18 protein-coding genes are annotated in these 17,965 nt (G+C 29.8%); 2 read left to right on the top strand and 16 right to left on the bottom strand.

All coding sequences use genetic code 11. The annotated features are described in order from the left end of the window. Positions 1–54 precede the first annotated feature (54 nt). On the top strand, positions 55–693 hold the full coding sequence (locus ACZ451_RS18485; RefSeq protein ID WP_464214893.1) for a peroxiredoxin: 639 nt from the start codon (positions 55–57) through the stop codon (positions 691–693). A 205-nt stretch (positions 694–898) separates the two neighbouring features. Further along, positions 899–2,743 carry a PLP-dependent aminotransferase family protein gene (locus ACZ451_RS18480; RefSeq protein WP_464214892.1) on the top strand — a complete coding sequence of 615 codons (1,845 nt, stop codon included), beginning with the start codon at positions 899–901 and terminating at the stop codon, positions 2,741–2,743. Positions 2,744–2,762: 19 nt separating this feature from the next. On the opposite strand, the gene ACZ451_RS18475 is transcribed toward ACZ451_RS18480, so the two are convergent. The 16 genes from ACZ451_RS18475 to ACZ451_RS18400 form a co-directional block, all read right to left on the bottom strand. After that, complete coding sequence (locus ACZ451_RS18475) at positions 2,763–3,743, bottom strand: PLP-dependent cysteine synthase family protein (RefSeq protein ID WP_464214891.1); 981 nt, start codon at positions 3,741–3,743, stop codon at positions 2,763–2,765. Between the two features lie 250 nt (positions 3,744–3,993). Further along, positions 3,994–4,560: a hypothetical protein gene (locus ACZ451_RS18470; protein ID WP_464214890.1), complete on the bottom strand. Its 567-nt coding sequence runs from the start codon at positions 4,558–4,560 to the stop codon at positions 3,994–3,996. 187 nt (positions 4,561–4,747) lie between these two features. Beyond that, positions 4,748–5,371 (bottom strand): hypothetical protein, encoded by a 624-nt coding sequence (locus ACZ451_RS18465; protein ID WP_464214889.1) that lies wholly within the window; start codon positions 5,369–5,371, stop codon positions 4,748–4,750. 349 nt (positions 5,372–5,720) lie between these two features. Beyond that, the gene (locus tag ACZ451_RS18460) at positions 5,721–6,155 is read right to left on the bottom strand and encodes a hypothetical protein (RefSeq protein ID WP_464214888.1); all 435 of its coding nucleotides are present in this window, start codon (positions 6,153–6,155) and stop codon (positions 5,721–5,723) included. A gap of 130 nt (positions 6,156–6,285) precedes the next feature. Then, positions 6,286–6,753: a T9SS type B sorting domain-containing protein gene (locus ACZ451_RS18455; RefSeq protein ID WP_464214887.1), complete on the bottom strand. Its 468-nt coding sequence runs from the start codon at positions 6,751–6,753 to the stop codon at positions 6,286–6,288. 365 nt (positions 6,754–7,118) lie between these two features. Beyond that, positions 7,119–7,814 carry a hypothetical protein gene (locus ACZ451_RS18450; RefSeq protein WP_464214886.1) on the bottom strand — a complete coding sequence of 232 codons (696 nt, stop codon included), beginning with the start codon at positions 7,812–7,814 and terminating at the stop codon, positions 7,119–7,121. A 248-nt stretch (positions 7,815–8,062) separates the two neighbouring features. Then, on the bottom strand, positions 8,063–8,629 hold the full coding sequence (locus tag ACZ451_RS18445; RefSeq protein WP_464214885.1) for a DUF4240 domain-containing protein: 567 nt from the start codon (positions 8,627–8,629) through the stop codon (positions 8,063–8,065). 356 nt (positions 8,630–8,985) lie between these two features. After that, complete coding sequence (locus ACZ451_RS18440; protein WP_464214884.1) at positions 8,986–9,774, bottom strand: hypothetical protein; 789 nt, start codon at positions 9,772–9,774, stop codon at positions 8,986–8,988. A 180-nt stretch (positions 9,775–9,954) separates the two neighbouring features. Beyond that, a complete protein-coding gene (locus ACZ451_RS18435; protein ID WP_464214883.1) occupies positions 9,955–10,698 on the bottom strand; it encodes an alpha/beta hydrolase in 744 nt (247 codons plus the stop codon). 141 nt (positions 10,699–10,839) lie between these two features. Continuing rightward, complete coding sequence (locus ACZ451_RS18430) at positions 10,840–11,313, bottom strand: GNAT family N-acetyltransferase (protein WP_464214882.1); 474 nt, start codon at positions 11,311–11,313, stop codon at positions 10,840–10,842. Between the two features lie 147 nt (positions 11,314–11,460). Continuing rightward, positions 11,461–12,051 (bottom strand): hypothetical protein, encoded by a 591-nt coding sequence (locus tag ACZ451_RS18425; protein WP_464214881.1) that lies wholly within the window; start codon positions 12,049–12,051, stop codon positions 11,461–11,463. A gap of 237 nt (positions 12,052–12,288) precedes the next feature. Beyond that, positions 12,289–13,380 (bottom strand): TlpA family protein disulfide reductase, encoded by a 1,092-nt coding sequence (locus ACZ451_RS18420; protein ID WP_464214880.1) that lies wholly within the window; start codon positions 13,378–13,380, stop codon positions 12,289–12,291. A gap of 650 nt (positions 13,381–14,030) precedes the next feature. Continuing rightward, positions 14,031–14,735: a M949_RS01915 family surface polysaccharide biosynthesis protein gene (locus tag ACZ451_RS18415; RefSeq protein ID WP_464214879.1), complete on the bottom strand. Its 705-nt coding sequence runs from the start codon at positions 14,733–14,735 to the stop codon at positions 14,031–14,033. Between the two features lie 135 nt (positions 14,736–14,870). Beyond that, positions 14,871–15,770: a DUF5694 domain-containing protein gene (locus ACZ451_RS18410; RefSeq protein ID WP_464214878.1), complete on the bottom strand. Its 900-nt coding sequence runs from the start codon at positions 15,768–15,770 to the stop codon at positions 14,871–14,873. Between the two features lie 581 nt (positions 15,771–16,351). Next, positions 16,352–16,777, bottom strand: a complete 426-nt coding sequence (locus ACZ451_RS18405) for a hypothetical protein (RefSeq protein ID WP_464214877.1) — start codon at positions 16,775–16,777, stop codon at positions 16,352–16,354. Positions 16,778–17,045: 268 nt separating this feature from the next. Then, positions 17,046–17,663: a porin family protein gene (locus ACZ451_RS18400; RefSeq protein WP_464214876.1), complete on the bottom strand. Its 618-nt coding sequence runs from the start codon at positions 17,661–17,663 to the stop codon at positions 17,046–17,048. Between the last annotated feature and the right edge of the window lie 302 nt (positions 17,664–17,965).

The raw sequence follows: 17,965 nt of genomic DNA, 5'->3' as shown, positions 1-17,965 counted from the left end.
GACTTATATATCTGCTAATTTTATGCGAATTAATGTAAACTAAAAAACAATATAATGGCAACACTACGATTAGGTGATATAGCTCCAGATTTTACGGCTGATAGCTCCATGGGGACCATAAATTTATACGATTATTTAGGTGATGGATGGGGTATTTTATTCTCGCACCCTGCAGATTTCACACCAGTTTGTACAACAGAATTAGGTACAGCCGCAAACTTTAAAGGAGAATTTGATAAAAGAAATGTAAAAATGCTAGCCTTAAGTGTAGATGGTGCTGCATCACATAAAGAATGGATAAAAGATATTAACGAGGTACAAAATACAACGGTAAACTTTCCAATATTGGCTGATGAAGATAGAAAAGTATCAGATTTATATGATATGATTCATCCTAACGCAGATAGTACACTTACCGTTCGTTCTGTATTTATTATAGGACCAGATAAAACAATAAAATTAACCTTAACGTATCCCGCTTCTACGGGTAGGAATTTTCATGAGTTATTACGTGTTATAGATTCATTGCAATTAACAGCTCATCATAAAGTTGCTACTCCTGCAAATTGGAAAAATGGAGAGAAAGTAGTTGTAAGTCCAGCTATTAATACTGAAGATGCAAAAAAAATATTTACAAAGGGTGTAGAAGAAATTAAGCCCTATTTAAGAATGACACCAGATCCTACTGCTTAAAACAAAAACCAAAACCTCCGTTAATAGCGGAGGTTTTTTCTTTTAGATTAAACCCAAAAAGTATCATATTCCATTATAAATATTAAGAAGTTATTTGTATTGAAACTTTTTAAAACGCCTTATACTTCTCGAGTAAAAGGTTGTACAATCTTTTAAAATAAATCTAATTATTATGTACTTTGTACTGGTCTAAATAAAAAATACAATGGAAAGTCATAAAATGCTTGAGTTTATTAAAGGGGTACTAGAAAATATGCCAACTTTCTGGTTGCGTTCTACAACCCATCGCCTAGATATTTATGATGAAAAATTAGCTAAAACTCAATTTTTAGAACAGTTTGAAATCTTAGCAAATGAAGCTAATGCAGATTCAAAGGTGCTTCATGAATTACCTACCGCTTTTGACTATATTCGTTTAGGACATCCTTTGTCTTGCGTATTAGAATGGGTTATTGCTAAATTAAATAACTTGTCACCAGAAGCGATTATTAGTTTTTCATCAAAGACTGCTCCCATTTTAGCAATTTTAAGACAGAATTTGTTGGATCAAAAAAACACTCAAATTTGCTATATAGGTGAACTACCTCATTCTTTTGATATTGAAATTCTAAGCGCTATTTATGGATTTTCGTTTGAATTAAAACAGGTTGATAAAGCTTTAGATGTAACAAAATTTAATGGTACTAGCATTTTTGTTTCACATCAAAATGAAATTACTAGTGCTGCTCTTACCCCAAATATTGATTTTTTTATAGATATCCATGCACAGCTTGGGAGTATTTTATTGGTGAATGGCGAGCAGCATAAAAATTATATTTCTGCAATTCAGCATTTTAGAAGAAGGGAAACTATTGCAATGACACCAGCCAATTGTCTTGAAGCCTTAGAGTCTTACACAAATAAGACTGCTTTAGTTGCTGCAGAAACTAATATAGCAGAACATAAAACTATTGTATCAGATGCTATTAAGGAGATCTGTAATACAACCATAGCACCGCTTGTTGCATCAAGCGGACTATCTATTCAATATGCCATTTTAATGGGGATAGTGCATTATGCTTTAGAAAATTATAAAGGAAAGGCAATTAAAATAGTAGTTCCTCCAAACTGTTATGGGGGAACTAACGATCAGGCAAGACGTGTTGCTGCTTGCAGTGATGCTATTGAAATAGTGGATTTGCCTGTTGATGGTGACAATGATATGGTACAAAGTATAGCGCTTATTTTAGATCAAATTGCTGCAGAAGATGCTATTCCTTACATCATTGCAGAAATTCCTACTAATCCTAGAGTTGAAGTTCCAGACCTTAATAGTTTAAGAACTGTATTAAGTGCAAAACGTAAAACCACAAGTGGTCATTTGGCTGTTGATCCAGTTTTTATTTTAGATCAGGCATTTTGTCCTAATGTTCAAATTTTAGGGGAAGGTGATATGCTCTCATCAGTAAGAACCATTTCATTTGCGAGTGGTTCAAAATTCCCTAGCGGGGGTTTATGTACAGCTGGTTATTGTGTGGTAAATAAAATGGGGGAAGCATTAATAGAAAAAATTGCCCAACACCTAAAACTTTGTGATAACGAAGCTACGGCTCTTCAAATGGAATTACTGGCAAAACAATTACCATCCATGAAACAAAGAATTTATAAGGCGTATTTGAACACAAACGAACTGGTAAACTTTATTAAAACTAATTTGCCAGCAGCTAAAATTAATTTTGTTTCAGAAGAATTAGTAGAAGCAGGATTTACCCCATCTGTTTTTTCATTAGACCTTCCTAGTAAAGGTGATACTGATGTAGAAAGAGAAGCTTACAAGAGAGCCTTAAATCTTAAATTAATTAATTTAATGATTCATGAAATTCCTAATGAAAGCAAATATTGTGTAAGTTATGGGCAGTTAAAAGGATGTTATTGGACCATACCCGCAACATCTACTCAAGGCACTACAAAAGAAGATGACAAAGATTATATTGTCCGTGTATCATTATCTCCCAATATGGATGTAGAACGCCATAAAAAAGTTTTTTTGCAGTTTGTTGAAAGTATGTAAGGCAAGTATTATAGAAATGCTATTCTATATAACCTTGCTCACGCATCCAATCGTCATTAAACATTTTACCTACATAACGGCTTCCATGGTCATGGAATAATACCACCACCACATCGTTTTTAGTGAAATGCTCTTTGAGTTGTAGTACTCCTTTTATTGCAGATCCTGCCGAATTACCTAAAAACATCCCTTCTTCCTTGGCTAAACGCTGCGTATAAACGGCACCATCCTTATCGGTTACTTTTGTAAACCCATCTATGATACCAAAGTCAACATTTTTTGGTAAAATATCTTCACCAATCCCTTCAGTTACATAAGGATAAATTTCTTTTTCATCAAAAATTCCGGTTTCATGGTATTTTTTAAATACACTTCCATAGGTGTCAATTCCCCAAATTTTAATATCAGGATTTTGTTCTTTTAAATACTTACCTACTCCTGAAATTGTTCCTCCGGTTCCTACTCCAACAACAAAATGAGTAATTTTTCCATCGGTTTGTTTCCAGATTTCTGGCCCCGTACTCTCGTAATGTGCTACGGTATTACTTGGGTTATCATATTGGTTTACATACCAACTATTTGGTGTTTCTTCCGCTAATCGTTTAGAAACGGAATAATAAGACCTTGGATCATCAGGTTCTACTGCAGTTGGGCAAACAACCACCTCTGCACCTACAGCTTTTAAAATATCGCATTTTTCTTTTGATTGTTTGTCTGCTAAAACAAAAATGCATTTATATCCTTTTACAATTGCGGCTAATGCCAATCCCATACCTGTATTTCCAGAAGTACCTTCAATGATAGTACCACCTGGTTTTAACCTACCATCTGCTTCCGCATCTTGGATCATTTTTAAGGCCATACGATCCTTAACCGAGTTTCCTGGGTTAAAGGTTTCGTATTTCGCTAATACCAAACAGGGTAGCTCCCCTGTAATCGTATTGATTTTAATCAATGGCGTATTACCAATTGTTTCAAGAATATTCTTTGCGTATTCCATAGATCCTATTAATGTAATTTAAAAATACAAAACTAGATTGATTAAAGCATTATTATTGTTGTCAATACACAACTCTTATGACGCTTTTATTGGTAAGATTTTAAAACTCTAGTTACTCAGTGTTATAACATCTTTAATACATTACTAACTTAAATGTTTATTCAACTAGGCTTACTATATTTGATTTTCTTATATAAAAAAGACCGAGTATAAACTCAGCCTTTTTTGTAGTATTTATTTTAAAATAATTTTATAAACGCTCAAAAATCATTTTAGTATCATTAGTTATACTAAATGGAATACCTGCTTGATCTATTGAAAGGTCAGTATTTACAGTTAATTCTAAATTTCCATCAGCATTAAAAGTGGCGCTTACAGATTGATCTACAGGAATATCAGTTAAGTCTACATCATTTGATTCAATATCAACAAGTTGACCGTCTATTGTTAAAGCACCATCATCTGATAAACTATAAGTACCAGCTTGATCTAAAGCACTAAAAGACCGCCTGTCTTCATCAAATGGTATACCATTAATGGTACCAGTAGTCACTAAATCATAGCCTCCTTGTACTGTATATTCAGTTTCTGTAAAAGTGATTGTATAGTCAAAATTTTCACCAATACTAGTACTAGCGTTATTTATAGGAAAGCCTAACACTTCTCCACTAAATTCGCTAGTGGCATCAAAAGAAATTAATGACCAAGTTCCAATAATAGTTTCATCATTTACAGGTGTAGTGTTTTCATCATTTTTATCACATGAGATAAAAATAAGCGTAAGTGTTAAAATAAAGATACTTTTTAATTTTTTCATAATTGTATTTAGTTTATTATTTAATGGTTTAACGTACGTAATTTAAAAAACGTATATTATTTTATATAATATAAACTATATTTTATGAAAACAGTAGTTATGACTTGATTTAGTACGTGCGCGGTTAAAAACATTTGTCCAGTTTGAAAGAGACTTTATAAAACAGATTGCACATCTTCTAGTTTGTTTATTCCTTAACTTTGATTGGAAAAGTACCTCCACAATATTGGTTAAAGTCCCATATTAAGTCTTCTATCTCATAATTTTTAATTGTATCACTGTTAATGATATTCATTACTTCTGGACAGTCATCAACACAATTTGATAATCTTTTTTTCCATGCTTTTTTATTCTTAACTATAGGACATAAGAAATTTTGATCTTTCCTTTTTATATAATAGGTTGTTATTATAGTTTTAGTGTTGCCTCCAACTAATAATCCATTACTTTGAGGGAAATTTGGTGACCAAGATACCTCATCAAATGCATATAGTGTCATAAAACCAGATTCAATAACTCTATATAATTTAGGTTTTTGTATTCCTATTTTTACATATTCATAAACTACAACTTCAAAATCCATATCTAACTCTATTCTTTTCACTTCTTTACTGTCCCACTTATCGGGTTTGTCTTCTAATTCCATTCGGAATAAAATCTTATTATTCTTTGTGATCCTTGCATATCCTTCAAATTCTGTGCTATCTAAAAGGATTAATTTAGCCTCAATAGATTGCCCACAAATCTTAAATGAGATAAAGAGTAATAAAATAGTAATACATAAATTTGAGAAATGATTTTTTTTAAGCATGTGGGTTTATGGTTAGTAATTATAAATATAAGTGACTATATATGATAAATATAGTAAATAGGTATATTTTTTACCCAAATGTTTATTCGCATAGCTTTATACTACAGTATTTATAGATTTAAGTTTTTGTTGTTATAATTTTTAATGGTGTTTACTTACCAATATAGCCTAATAGATACGGAGCGAAGTTAAACATGAGTATAATCAAAACGTTGTAGAACAAAACATTTATTGTTTATTTAGCTCAAGCTTTAATTTTTCTAAATGCCAAATTGAAAATTTGGCGACCTCAATATAGAATCCTAAACCTTTAAATTATACTTAAGCTTACACGAATTATAACACGTTTTTAATATTCATACAATACTTCATCGCCAGAATTAGTAATATTAAGTTGCACTTTATTTCCGTCAACTTGTAGATTTGAAATATCAAAACTCAGCTCTCTTGTAATGAAAGCTTGACATAATTCTTCATTTTTTAAGGATAAGATTAAATTTCTTTGTGGTGGATATGACTCCATTATACTTTCTGAATCAATGAGTTTTAATTCCCAAGTATCTCCACTACATCCACTAGAACTAAAGCTTATTTCTAGGCAGTTTTCAGTTATTTCTAAACTATTTATGGTTAATTGATCAGATGATGTATTTGCATATTCTTCCGAATTAATTACTGTTGTTAAATCACAATTCATTGAATTGTCAGTATCATCATCATTATTACAACTTGTAATAAAAACAATTCCTAAAATTATTAATAAACGTAACTTTCTAATTTTCATAAATCTGTTTTTATTTTGTAGATGTTAAAATTTAGAAAAGGTTGCTTCTAATTTTCATTTACATTGTTTACACAAGTAAAAGTATTCGCAGGGCATAAATCACATATTGGAGTATTTGTTTTATAATTTTTTAAAATAGTAAAGGGTCAGGATCTCGTGCTGAACATCCTAAACCACCTTCGAAATTGTTTTGAGGTTGCTTAATCAAACATAAAAATCCTTGTAAAAGGAATGTCTCTTCATTTTCAATAACAATTTTGTATCTATAACTACCTTCATTTAAATTTTCTCCAGTAAAAAATGTATTATTAGCCCCATAATTCTCTTGATCAAAAACAATATTATTATTTAAATCAAAAATAGTTACTCTATTATTAGGAAATTGAAATAAATTCGCGATAAAAAATACTTCATTAATTAAATCGTTATTAGGAGTTACAATATTAAAAACTACAATATCATAATATATATCATCTAAATTATTTACATTATTATTAATCTCTTCGGTACAACATCTAAAGTTGGGTTCATTATTGTTATTACTACAGGATAATAGCATATTAAATAAGATCAGAAAACTATAATTTTTAAATTTCATATAACTTTTTTATTTGGGTATTGCTAATAATATATAAATTAACGATTATTTTTTAAATTATACTTATTAGCTCTTGTAAAACGAATTAATATACTTAACAAATTATTATAATTTATTCTCCTAATTTTTAATCTCTCTTAAATCGATTCTACATTATTTTTTGTTCTAAAATATTCTTTCTTAAAAATTATAGAATCGCTTTCAAATTTTTTAATTCAGATTACAGTTTTGAGACATTATAGACAAGATTTAGTTTAAGAATAGTATAGTGTTAAATACACTTACTTTTAGTTTAACACTTAGTTAAGTTTATAATTTTTTCAGTATTTATTACTTTAAATTGTGTTACTAGTTAGGCTAAGTTTTTATTCTTCATTTTCAACTCCAGATTTTGGATTAGTACCACAAGTAGTTAAAATATTATTGTAGAAATTATACCATGGCATCCACCCTTTAAATTCTATATTATCTAAAGAAATTTTTATTTTACTCCATTTTCCTTTACATTCTAATATCCTAATTTTATATAAAGCGGAATCGTTTCCACTTTCGAAAAAGCCATTAATATCTAATGATCTTTTATTTGATTTAGTTGAAGGTTTAGAATACATATAAAAATAATTCTCGTTATTAGGATTGACTTTTTTTCTCAAATCCCATCTGTTCATCATGAATACCCATTCAGCAAAATCAGTTTTTAAGTAATTATTAGAAACCCATAACCCCTCATTGATCCGATTCAATGAATCTATTTGAGTCTTGTCATAAAAACGCTCACCATAATTAACAATAACTTCATTAATAGATTTAATTCTTGAAATTTTTGCAGAACTACTATCAATTGTTATATAAGATGTTATATATTCAAATTCAGACTGTGTCCAATATTTAATAATCTTTCCAGACCTATTTTTAAGCGGTATTGAGTCTTGTTTCTCAATTTTTAAATTGAATTCAAAATTACATGGGTTTATATTGTTGTCTTGACCAAACAGGGTAGTGGTGTTAACAATTAAAAATAACGTTATCCATTGGGTTGGATAAAAAAGTAAATTTTGCATATATATTATTATGATTAGTATTTATGGTAGTTCTCGTTTTAGGTCTTTAGCTTAACGCCTCGGCTATGTGTAGTAAGGGAATTAAAAGTACTGATTTTCCGATTATGGACTTAGCTAAATTTTTTATTTTGATTTAACTTTTTTGTTTTAAAAGCCAAATCAAAGGATTGAACGAGTTTTAAATAAATAGACTGAACTTTTGAGATAAGCCGCAAAAAACCGTATTAACTGTTGCTACAATTTTTTATTTATCCAATTCCCCACTTTGCGTGAAGTTTTGGATATTTCGCTTTTAACACTTCATCATCTTCTTCCCATTCTTCTCCGATAATGTCAAAATTTTCTTTTATTCCATTCGGCATTTCATCTCCACCAATTTTTTTCTCATAAACATCCCTTGGAACATAACTTAATCCTTCCCATTCGTCATTATTCATATCGTATTCTAGTTGAACAAGAGTTTCTGGATCTTGCATTGCATTTTCAAATATTTCCTTTCCTTGACCAATTAACCAGCCTCTAAAGTCCGAAAAACTATCATCTGAACATCCTCCATTCATAATATAAGCAGCAGCCCACAAATCCCAAGTATATGCTTGTCCTCGAAGTGTTCTAAATCTGTTGTCAAATTCAAGAACCTCTAATGCAGAATATTTTGAAAGCTCTTTATTTAATTCAGTTTGTTGTTTTTGATAATTACCTGAACTATTGGATTTAGATATTTTTATAATTTTCCAAAAACTATTTTCGTTCATTAGTTTGTCCGAATCCAGAATTGCTTCTTTTTTACCAAATAATTTGTCAAATATTCCCATTTCAATGTTTTTTTAAATTAGTTGCATTACAAATCAAAATTGTTAAATATAAGTATGAAAATTTGTAATTGTATCATTTGTTCAAATTATTACTAACAGTTAAGGAATAAAGCTAATAGGTTGTTTTTGCCTGATATGCTTTGCCTTTAGTTTTTTGATGCTCTATAAAACTATACTAATTTTTTAGAATTTGTAGTACTATATAGAATTTTTATAACGCTTTATTTGCTTTGTATTTATGTTGTACTTAGTTGTCTTTGGATGACTATAATTTCACGAATTATTTAATTATTTATTAGGATATGAAGCATGGCAACGTTCAGCCCTTATGATTTTATACACCGTATTGGCCACCGTTATTCAATTGTGCTTTTTTGGTTAAAAAAAGTAATAACTTTTTCATTGGCTTTTATTTCGTCAATAAATTTTTTAATAGTCAATACAGATTGATTCGCAAGTTCATCCCAAGTGTAAGTTTCGGGAGAATCCTTTAGTTGCAGAAATCGAATACTACCATCTTTTAATGGCGCAATTAGTATAGTGCGCCCTACTTTCAGATCAAAGTATCGTTGTGTCACTATTGCAAAATTTTCACCGTTTGCTAATGTCATTTGAACCCAATCAATATTTCCAAGCGATGTATTTTGTGTTCCTGTAAATAAATAGTGAGGATAATTTCGTGATATAATTTTTGGATTATGTCCTTTGTTCAAGTTTGGCTCATCCGTTAAATACAAGATTGTAAAGAAAGTATAATACTGACCAATTGAGTCTTTGAAAAGGTGGGTGTTGTATTTATCTCTGTAATGTGCTAAAGAGTAACCAAAAATTGCTTTTCCTTTTAGATCAATAGAAAGTGGCATTACGGCACTTCCGTTTCCATTATACTCTGCAACTGGAGATGGATAGTCCGAGATTGGTAATTTAATGTCTGAAACATCTCCCTGTATATTTTTTAAATCATTGGTTAATTTTTTTAAACTCCATTTAGTTGAATCTAAATTTTTTTTAGCATATTCTTCTGTATTAGTTAGGGTCCATTTGTAATGCTCTGAATTATTTTTCTTAACATCTTTAGCCCCAGTACAAGAGTAGAATAATATTACGGATAAAAGTGAAATTATAAATTGTATTGAAAATTTCATTTTTCTCTGTTTTTAATGGTTGTCAACGGTTATAGTATAAAGCAAGTAGGTTGTTTCTATCCTATATGCTTTGTTTTTTAAATTTTGATTGTAAAATAATAAAATTTGAGACACCAACCTCACGAGTATAAAACACCTTTTATCAAAGTACTAAAAAGCTACAATTAATTATAGTGGTTTTTATAAGCTGTTTTTAATTTCATCAATAAATTTAACCAGATGGTTATACGTTTGTTTTTGTTGTTCCTCTAATGAAATATCTGGCGAACTATCCATTAGAAGTTTACCTAAATACCCAAATTGTGAATGATTCCCTCCATTGATCAGAATCAATTTTGAGTGTTTTGGTAATTTACTTTTGTTTTCCATAACTTCTTTAACACTTGCTAGTCCATCGTTATTAGCATATAACTTAATACAAGGAATATTTTGAGTTGATAAATCAATGTCTCGCGGATGAGAAGTACCCATTAAAAATAGTCCTTTAAAGATGTTTGGATTTTCATATACAAACTGTGCTGCCATTTTTGCACCTTGAGAGTGTCCACCAATTACAAAGTTTCCTTTATTCAAGTCAATAAATTTAGAGATTTTTTGATAGTCATATTGAGGAAGTCTCCAATTCATTTTTATTAGGTGACAAGTAAATCCATTTTCTGCTATTTTTTTACAGAGTGGTGCATATGCTTTTGGATCAGTTAAACCTCCTTGAAAAAAAATAACTTCAATTTTGTTTTCTGCAGCTTTTGCTTTAAAAATGATTTGATCATCAGTTTCAATAATGGAAACAATATCTGAGTTTAAAAATGTGTTTTTAGGAAGATTATGTGATTGGAAAGTGTTCCAATTCCATATAAAGAATGCTATTACAAAACTAAACCAAACTGTTTTAAAGATTTTTCGTTTGCTCCACTTTTTTGCCATAGGTTTAGAGTTTTTAAATTGCGTATAATGTTTTGTATATTGAAAGTTGCGTGTTTGCGAACTTGGATTTTTAGCCAAAAAAATCAGAAGCTAGCAAATGAGCAGCTACAATTGATTTATCCCAAAATTGGGGTATTATTTTTATATATGATTGGTATTAGTTTCATCTATTCCGTTATATACATTTGGGTTATGTTTCTCCATATAAAATTTAGGATTAGGTATTTCTGTAAACCCAAACTTCTTATATAGCCATTCAGCTGTATCAGTTAATAAAATCCAGCGTCTTAACCCTTGAAGGTTAGGGTGTTCCATTATTTCATTTATCAGCCATTTACTTAATCCCTTTCCTCTATATTCTTTTAGAATATAAACATCACCTAAATAGGCAATAGTTGAATAGTCTGAAATTATTCTAGCAAAGCCAATTTGCTTGTTTACATGATAAAGTCCAAAATTCAAAGAGTTTTCAATTGATGTTTTCAAAGTATCAATAGGAATTCCATTGGCCCAATCAGTCTCGTTTGCAAGGAATTTGTGAATGCTAAAAATATCTAATTTATCGCTGTCAGTCGAAATGGTATAATCATTTCTATGAGCTTCTCTAATTTTCATTTAAGTCTTCTTAATTATTGCCTATGTTCTAGTATCTGTATAGTAGCAGATTTTTACGTACTATCTTTTCAACTAAATAAAGATCTTTTTTATATTTACTTACTTTTGTTTTAACGATTAAATCGCTATTATTTTACATAACCTTAGCTATTTCCTTTTACTCCATTTAGAGTTAGAAATAATTTCAGTTAACTCCAATGTCCTTTTTGTTCCGTTAGAATATTCCTTTTCCATTTTCACGAGTCCAATTCCTTTTGCGTAATAACTAAACTGACTATATTCATATTTTTGTTTGGTTTTCGGAATCTCTGTTTTATAGTATTCTTTAAATTTCAAAGCTTTGTATTCATTTCCAAGAGCATTTACTTTCACTTCGCCAATAAATTCTCTTTCCTTTTCAAAAATTACTTTCCCATAATATTCCTCTGTTGCTTCTGAAGAATAGCGATAAGGGTTATCAGTTTCCCATTTGAAAACATCTAATTCAATCGGTTTATTGATAACTTCTTTTTGTTTTTGTCCATTATCATCTGCTCTATAACTTATAAACTCGATTAATTCAGAACCTTTTTTTGTCAGTTTCTCCTTGAAAAATTCGTATTTCATATATTCAGCATTAAATGCCTCAGTAATAAGTGTATTTTCAGTCAGATTTGAGGTTAGTTTCCAATATTCGGTTTTTAAAGGTTCAGATTTGCATTCGTATTTATACACTTTTCCTTTAGTTAATTCAGACATTGGGAAGTAATAATCCTTTAGCGAACACCCTGCGAAAGTTAGGACTATAAAGAAAATCGAAATTAGTTTTAGGGATCTCATTTTTTGGTTGTAGCTAACGGTTTTGCGTATGGTTAATAGTGTTTGTATTATGATAGCAAAAGAGCACGAGTCCTGGAGAAATTCAGAAAATTTTACGACTAGCCATATAGATACTCTCGCAATTAATTATACACGGTGTGTTGTAAACAGTTACTCTTAGATAAGTTGATCAATTGCTTTTTTTAACTCTGTGTGATCTTCAGTTCCTCCATCAAATCGATACCTGATAATTCCTTCTTTATCTATAATTATTACAGTTGGAAATGAAAATATACCCCATTGATCAGAAAAAGCACCATTAACTCCATCAAACCAGTGATTCCATGGCATAGGTGTTTTTTGATGAAATTTTTCAACAATATTAACATCATCATCAACACTGACACTTATTATTTTAAAAGAATTTGAAGGATAAGACGCTGCAATTTTAGTCATGCTGGGGATCATTTTTATGCAAGGAGCGCACCAAGTAGCCCATACATCTATCATGACAACTTTTCCTTTATAGTCCGATAAGCGTACCTCATTTCCGTTCAAATCTTTTGAGATAGTCTTTGGGGCTTTTTTTCCAATAGCCAGATCCTGAAAAACACGTAAAAACTTTTTGGACTCTTTTACGAATTCTGCTTTGGGATGATCAGAGTTTTCATCTACATTAGGATATTTTTTGAGTAAGGAATTAAAGAGGTCTATAGATTTATTTAATTCAGATTTCGTTCTATTTTCTTTGTGAATTAATCTGTCTGCATATGCTAGGGTAAAATGATCGTTAATTTTATCGATTTTATTTTTTTCTATTACTGTTTCTGCCAATATTTCAATTTGTGGATCAATCCATGACATTCTTAGCGTTTGTACGTTAATACTTTCAAGGTCTTTACTGTCCGCATAATTTGTAGTTATCGTATTGATTGCTTTATTAAATAAAGATTTATATTTTTTATCTTTTTCATACCATATTGTATTAAAAATCTGAACCCAGGCATCAGATATAAATTCTTCATTTGGATAATTATTTACATAATAGTTTAAGCTGTCAACATATTCACTTTTCATACTTAATATTTTTTCCATTAAACGTTTCTCTTCATCATCTGTATGATTTTTCTCAAACTCTTTATCTAGTTCTTGAGATTTTTTATCATAGTTTTCTTTTAGATTTTGATATTGAGATGTAACATTTTTATTTTCACTACATCCCAGTAGTAAAAAAATAACAATTAGTAAGTTTAGGTTTATTAATTTCATTATGTATTTTACTTTTAATTAGTATTATAAATATATCATATTATTATATGTGTCAATCTATTTTAACTCATAATTAGTTGAACTATTCTTTTTTTTCGTATTACCCACAAGGTTAAGGTATAAAGCGAGTAGGGCGTTCTTCTTTTGTAGCTTTATTTTCTCTTTTCTTCTTGTTTTATAAAAGTATCCTAATTTTTTTGGAATAGCGAGCATTGCGGCCTAAAGCAATTGAGCACCAATTTTGAGTTAAGCATTAAAAACCCCCCATATTAATTATGCTCCTTGTTAGACATAGATTTTATTTCTCCCAAATTTTATGAATGAACTTCAAAGGTTTAAGTTTAGTTTTTCTTCTGATTTTTTTTTCATTTTGCACGAGTTATAATGGTAGTATTTGCCTTTTTCCATTTTTCATATGAAGATTGTTTTAATTCATTACGCTTTTGTGAGGACTTTGAAGATAAGCTTTAGATGATTCTGGAATAGTGTTTTTACAATCTTTTTGAATATAAATTTGCTAATAATGGAATAACATCAGTTCCTATCTCCAAAGAAGTCCAATACCAGTTATAATAAAACACTGAATTATTTTTACAAAACCTGATTAGATACTAGTATTCATTACGTTTTTTCTTGTTTTATGAATGTAGTTAATTTTCTTTAAATTTTAATTTTTTATTATTCATTTTGTTTTGCCAATCGTAAGGGAAAATTCCCAGCCCGTTTCCTGATATACTTTCCATAATTTTAAATACCCTATTTTGTATCCCATTAGGTAATTGGTAATACATTTCATCAACTTGGGTGTTCCTTTCATGGTCAAGTGTTCCATTTTGATGTCTTATGGCGCTTTTTTTTCCTTTATGATATACCAAGATTTTAATTCTTCCATCTCCAGTTCCATTCATTCCAAGTGTTCCGTATGTAATTATAGGGTCAATAATTCCGTCTTTATCATAGTCATTTAATTCAAAATATTTAGTCCAGAAAGATATTGAGTATTCTTCTGATACCTCATTTCCGTTTGGAAGAATAAAGTCGGTTAACTTCCATTTAAGTTCGTATAAACCGTTATGGTAATCAAAACAAAATGCTTTTATAGCGTTAAAACATTCTTTTCTAATATCACATTCTAGTTTGTTTTCAGTCATGATGAGAAAGTGTTTCCCGTTTATATCATTATACTCATATGCTTTATAAATAGAATAATTTACTTCAAACTGAACTTTTAGTTTATCAGTGAAAATTGAATCTATTTCTTGTTCACTTAATTGTTTACTTGAAATTTCTGAATCTTGACTATATGTAAAATTCACAATTATAAGAATTAGGAAGGTTGATGTTATTTTTCTCATTATTTTCTTAAATGGTTACCAAGGGTTTTATGTATGGTTTAGCAAGTAATTTAACAAAGCTTGTACAGTACTTTATAATTGTATTGTTGCTAAGGGTAAAAGCAATAAATTAGTTTTAAATGCTTGCTTTTAAACTCAGTTCTTTGTTGGTAATAGTTCTAATTCATTTAACTTATTAAAGTTAATAAGTTCAAATTCTGGTGAGCACTTAAACAGATATTTTAGAATAGAAATATGCCCTGCCCCAAACAGGACCATTATTCTATCATTCTCATCGTAATTTATATTCTGAATGTTTCTGAATATTCTTAAGTTTCTATTAAACCAAAACATCGAAAGTGCATCAACTCCTTCATATCTTTCTGAATCAAATTGTCCACCAGAAATATAAGCTCCAAATCCACGGTCTAATACTTTATCGGAGTTTATATACAAAAAGTTCTCCAAAAGGGTTTTTTGAACGTTCATTTTATTCTTACAGCGATAGAATTCTGAATATCTCATTGATATAGAATCTTCTCCACCAAAATAATGTCTATCCAATACCAAATCTGTATATCCTTTTTTTTGAGTGGTATCTCTATTATCTCGTAGCTCTAATAATAATGGATAAGCGTCAACACCATATAAGGTGTCCAGTTTAAATTTATCCATTAACTTTATTGCAATTTGGTCAGTTTCTGATGCGCCAAGTGGTTTTTCTCCACTTTTCCATCTTTCATATCTTCTTATTATATACCCGCTATTTCTTCCACCTTCCACAGCTATTTTCGTTGGTTTAAATTTAGAGATATAATCAAGAAGTTCTAATAGTTCTTTTTGTCTTTTATCTGAGAAAATATTAATGTGGTCCTCTTCTTCAGCTTGATGTGCATCCAACCCTGGATAATTGAAGTGCCAACTCCCAACAAGTAGAATTTTTGGTAGCTTTTTATCTCCGATCAAGATAGAATCAGGGTCAGTGAAATTGTTAGTTTGGCTAAAAGTTGTAGTTGCGATTAACATGCCCATTAGCACTAAAAAAAATCTATTCATCTTTTTTGATTTAATTACCACCAACACCAAATATATTTATCGGAACAAGGTAAGAAAACCTTAACCAATTGATTTATTTTGCGCATTCTTACTTCTCATTCAATTTATAAAAATTTGGCACCACTGCAAAAAGGGACTAAGCTTTTGATCTAATATTTAACTTTGCTTTCCTGCATGATGTTAGCATACCGTTCTTATTTTCGAAGATCGTTTTCAGTCATTTTTAAATCACATATTTTCTATAATCGTCAATTATAGGAATTTCTATTATAACTTGGTATCCATCACCAACTCAATGATATTTACGATTTTTAAATTCTTCGTCAACTTTCGATACATATAAGGAACCAAACAGATCCAACAATAAAAGTTAAAATCCCGAATAGTAATAGAAATGTATTTTTAGGACGACCAATTTTCATTGTGAATCCAACACCAATCATTAACCAACCTATGATTACAAGTAATACGGAAGTCAATATTTTATGTGTTCTTTTCATTTTTTTTGAATGCACACTTAGGTGTATATGTATGATTTGTAGTTATCCAAATTTTGGCAATGTTTTATATACGTATTGTAACTAGTTTTTTGTTACATGAAGATTAAATTGTGATTCCATTAAAAGAAAAAAAGTTTTTCCTTCTTTTTCCGAAATAATTATGGGCCACCCCCATGATGGTTCATCTAAGTCTTTATCTTTCCAATCGACAATTGTAACTTTTAACTTCGAATGGTCAAATCTCCAAAAAGCATTTTTCATTTTCTGACTAATGTCTTCTAAATCAATATCAATATTGAAGTATCCATCCTTTTTAAATTCAAATGTAGCATCCTTGAAAGCGGTTTTTAGTGTGTCAATGTATTGCTGCTGTTCTTTAGATACATTGGAGAAATTTGTGGTTACGTTTTCAACTTTCCAGGTTCCTATTAATTCAATTTCATTTATATCTTGGCTGAAAGATATAGAACATATTAGTAAAAAAAATAAAATAAATTTTAATCTCATAATCGTGCTAATTAGTTATAATGGTCAAGGTATAAAGCGATTAGGGCGTTCCTCTCTGGTAAGCTTTATCTTGCGTAATTTATTGTTTTATAAAAGTATACTAATTTTTTGGAACGCCTTATTTATTTTATATTTATGTTGTGCACTGTTGTCTTTGGACAGCGAGAATTTCGCAGATTGTTGGCTTGTTAGTTAAGGAGTTTCACTATTTGACCGTTGGTGTTAGATTGAGTGGTTTAGGAATAAAAATAGTTTAGCAATAATTTTATTAAATAAAGTAAATAATTTTCAGATTCCAACTACGATTTTTAGATTTACCACTGATTAATATTTCTTCATTTTCAGATATGTTTTTAAGACCTAAATCGAAACCAAAGTCAATTGAAAAATCTTTTATATTTATAATTCCTCCCAAAGTAAGTCCTGCATCAAAGCTTTTGTATGCTTTTTCTATAGATGTGTCAAAAGGCCAATCTATTACTTCAAAATCTCCTCCCAGAAGTTGTCCAACATAAGTTCCAACTCTAATTCCTGCACCCATCTCACCTTTAGTTTTAAGAACTATACTTATAGGTAGTTTCAAGTAATTAAGTTTAATGTTTTTTTCAAGCGTTCCAATATCACCCGTTCTCTGAGCATACTCCTTAAATCCGTTTTGATAATAGGATAAACCAGTTAATAGTGATAAGTTGTCTGTTAAGTTCATTCTGAAATCAACTCCAATATTTAAACCCAAAACACTCTCATAGTTATCATCTCGGTCACTAAACTGATCTTCATCAAACATATTAGATGAGTTAAGTCCGAAATGAAAACCAATTTGTTGACAGAAAATATTCGTGCTTGCTGATATAAAAAGTACTAAAATTAGATATTTTGTTTTCATATTTATATTATTGCTAACGTGTTTGTGTATGATTTCGTTGCGTGTTTAAGCATTAAAGTTAGCAAATAAATCACAGATAGAAAGTCCGCGAGGACTTTCGTAAGTAGGCTCTAACTAGCAATGAATTATACACGCCTTAAGTTTGATTTTCTATAAATAGATATTATAAATCTGAAAGAACAAAAGAGAGAATTAAGGTTACTATAAACGATAAAGTTTTAGACTTCGACAACATTGGGTAATCCTCTCTCTTTTACTACTTAAATCACGTTCAATTCTTTGAGACCTTAGATCTCGTTTTC

The organism is Allocellulophaga tsushimaensis, from assembly GCF_055383085.1.
The sequence above is the reverse complement of the archived record's forward strand: the minus strand, read 5'-3'. Positions and strand labels throughout refer to the sequence as shown.

Excerpts from the sequence above, each read along its gene's own strand:
- ACZ451_RS18485 (WP_464214893.1), top strand. The coding sequence starts at position 55 with ATGGCAACACTACGATTAGGTGATATAGCTCCAGATTTTACGGCTGAT.
- ACZ451_RS18480 (WP_464214892.1), top strand. The coding sequence starts at position 899 with ATGGAAAGTCATAAAATGCTTGAGTTTATTAAAGGGGTACTAGAAAAT.
- ACZ451_RS18475 (WP_464214891.1), bottom strand. The coding sequence starts at position 3,743 with ATGGAATACGCAAAGAATATTCTTGAAACAATTGGTAATACGCCATTG.
- ACZ451_RS18470 (WP_464214890.1), bottom strand. The coding sequence starts at position 4,560 with ATGAAAAAATTAAAAAGTATCTTTATTTTAACACTTACGCTTATTTTT.
- ACZ451_RS18465 (WP_464214889.1), bottom strand. The coding sequence starts at position 5,371 with ATGCTTAAAAAAAATCATTTCTCAAATTTATGTATTACTATTTTATTA.
- ACZ451_RS18460 (WP_464214888.1), bottom strand. The coding sequence starts at position 6,155 with ATGAAAATTAGAAAGTTACGTTTATTAATAATTTTAGGAATTGTTTTT.
- ACZ451_RS18455 (WP_464214887.1), bottom strand. The coding sequence starts at position 6,753 with ATGAAATTTAAAAATTATAGTTTTCTGATCTTATTTAATATGCTATTA.
- ACZ451_RS18450 (WP_464214886.1), bottom strand. The coding sequence starts at position 7,814 with ATGCAAAATTTACTTTTTTATCCAACCCAATGGATAACGTTATTTTTA.
- ACZ451_RS18445 (WP_464214885.1), bottom strand. The coding sequence starts at position 8,629 with ATGGGAATATTTGACAAATTATTTGGTAAAAAAGAAGCAATTCTGGAT.
- ACZ451_RS18440 (WP_464214884.1), bottom strand. The coding sequence starts at position 9,774 with ATGAAATTTTCAATACAATTTATAATTTCACTTTTATCCGTAATATTA.
- ACZ451_RS18435 (WP_464214883.1), bottom strand. The coding sequence starts at position 10,698 with ATGGCAAAAAAGTGGAGCAAACGAAAAATCTTTAAAACAGTTTGGTTT.
- ACZ451_RS18430 (WP_464214882.1), bottom strand. The coding sequence starts at position 11,313 with ATGAAAATTAGAGAAGCTCATAGAAATGATTATACCATTTCGACTGAC.
- ACZ451_RS18425 (WP_464214881.1), bottom strand. The coding sequence starts at position 12,051 with ATGTCTGAATTAACTAAAGGAAAAGTGTATAAATACGAATGCAAATCT.
- ACZ451_RS18420 (WP_464214880.1), bottom strand. The coding sequence starts at position 13,380 with ATGAAATTAATAAACCTAAACTTACTAATTGTTATTTTTTTACTACTG.
- ACZ451_RS18415 (WP_464214879.1), bottom strand. The coding sequence starts at position 14,735 with ATGAGAAAAATAACATCAACCTTCCTAATTCTTATAATTGTGAATTTT.
- ACZ451_RS18410 (WP_464214878.1), bottom strand. The coding sequence starts at position 15,770 with ATGAATAGATTTTTTTTAGTGCTAATGGGCATGTTAATCGCAACTACA.
- ACZ451_RS18405 (WP_464214877.1), bottom strand. The coding sequence starts at position 16,777 with ATGAGATTAAAATTTATTTTATTTTTTTTACTAATATGTTCTATATCT.
- ACZ451_RS18400 (WP_464214876.1), bottom strand. The coding sequence starts at position 17,663 with ATGAAAACAAAATATCTAATTTTAGTACTTTTTATATCAGCAAGCACG.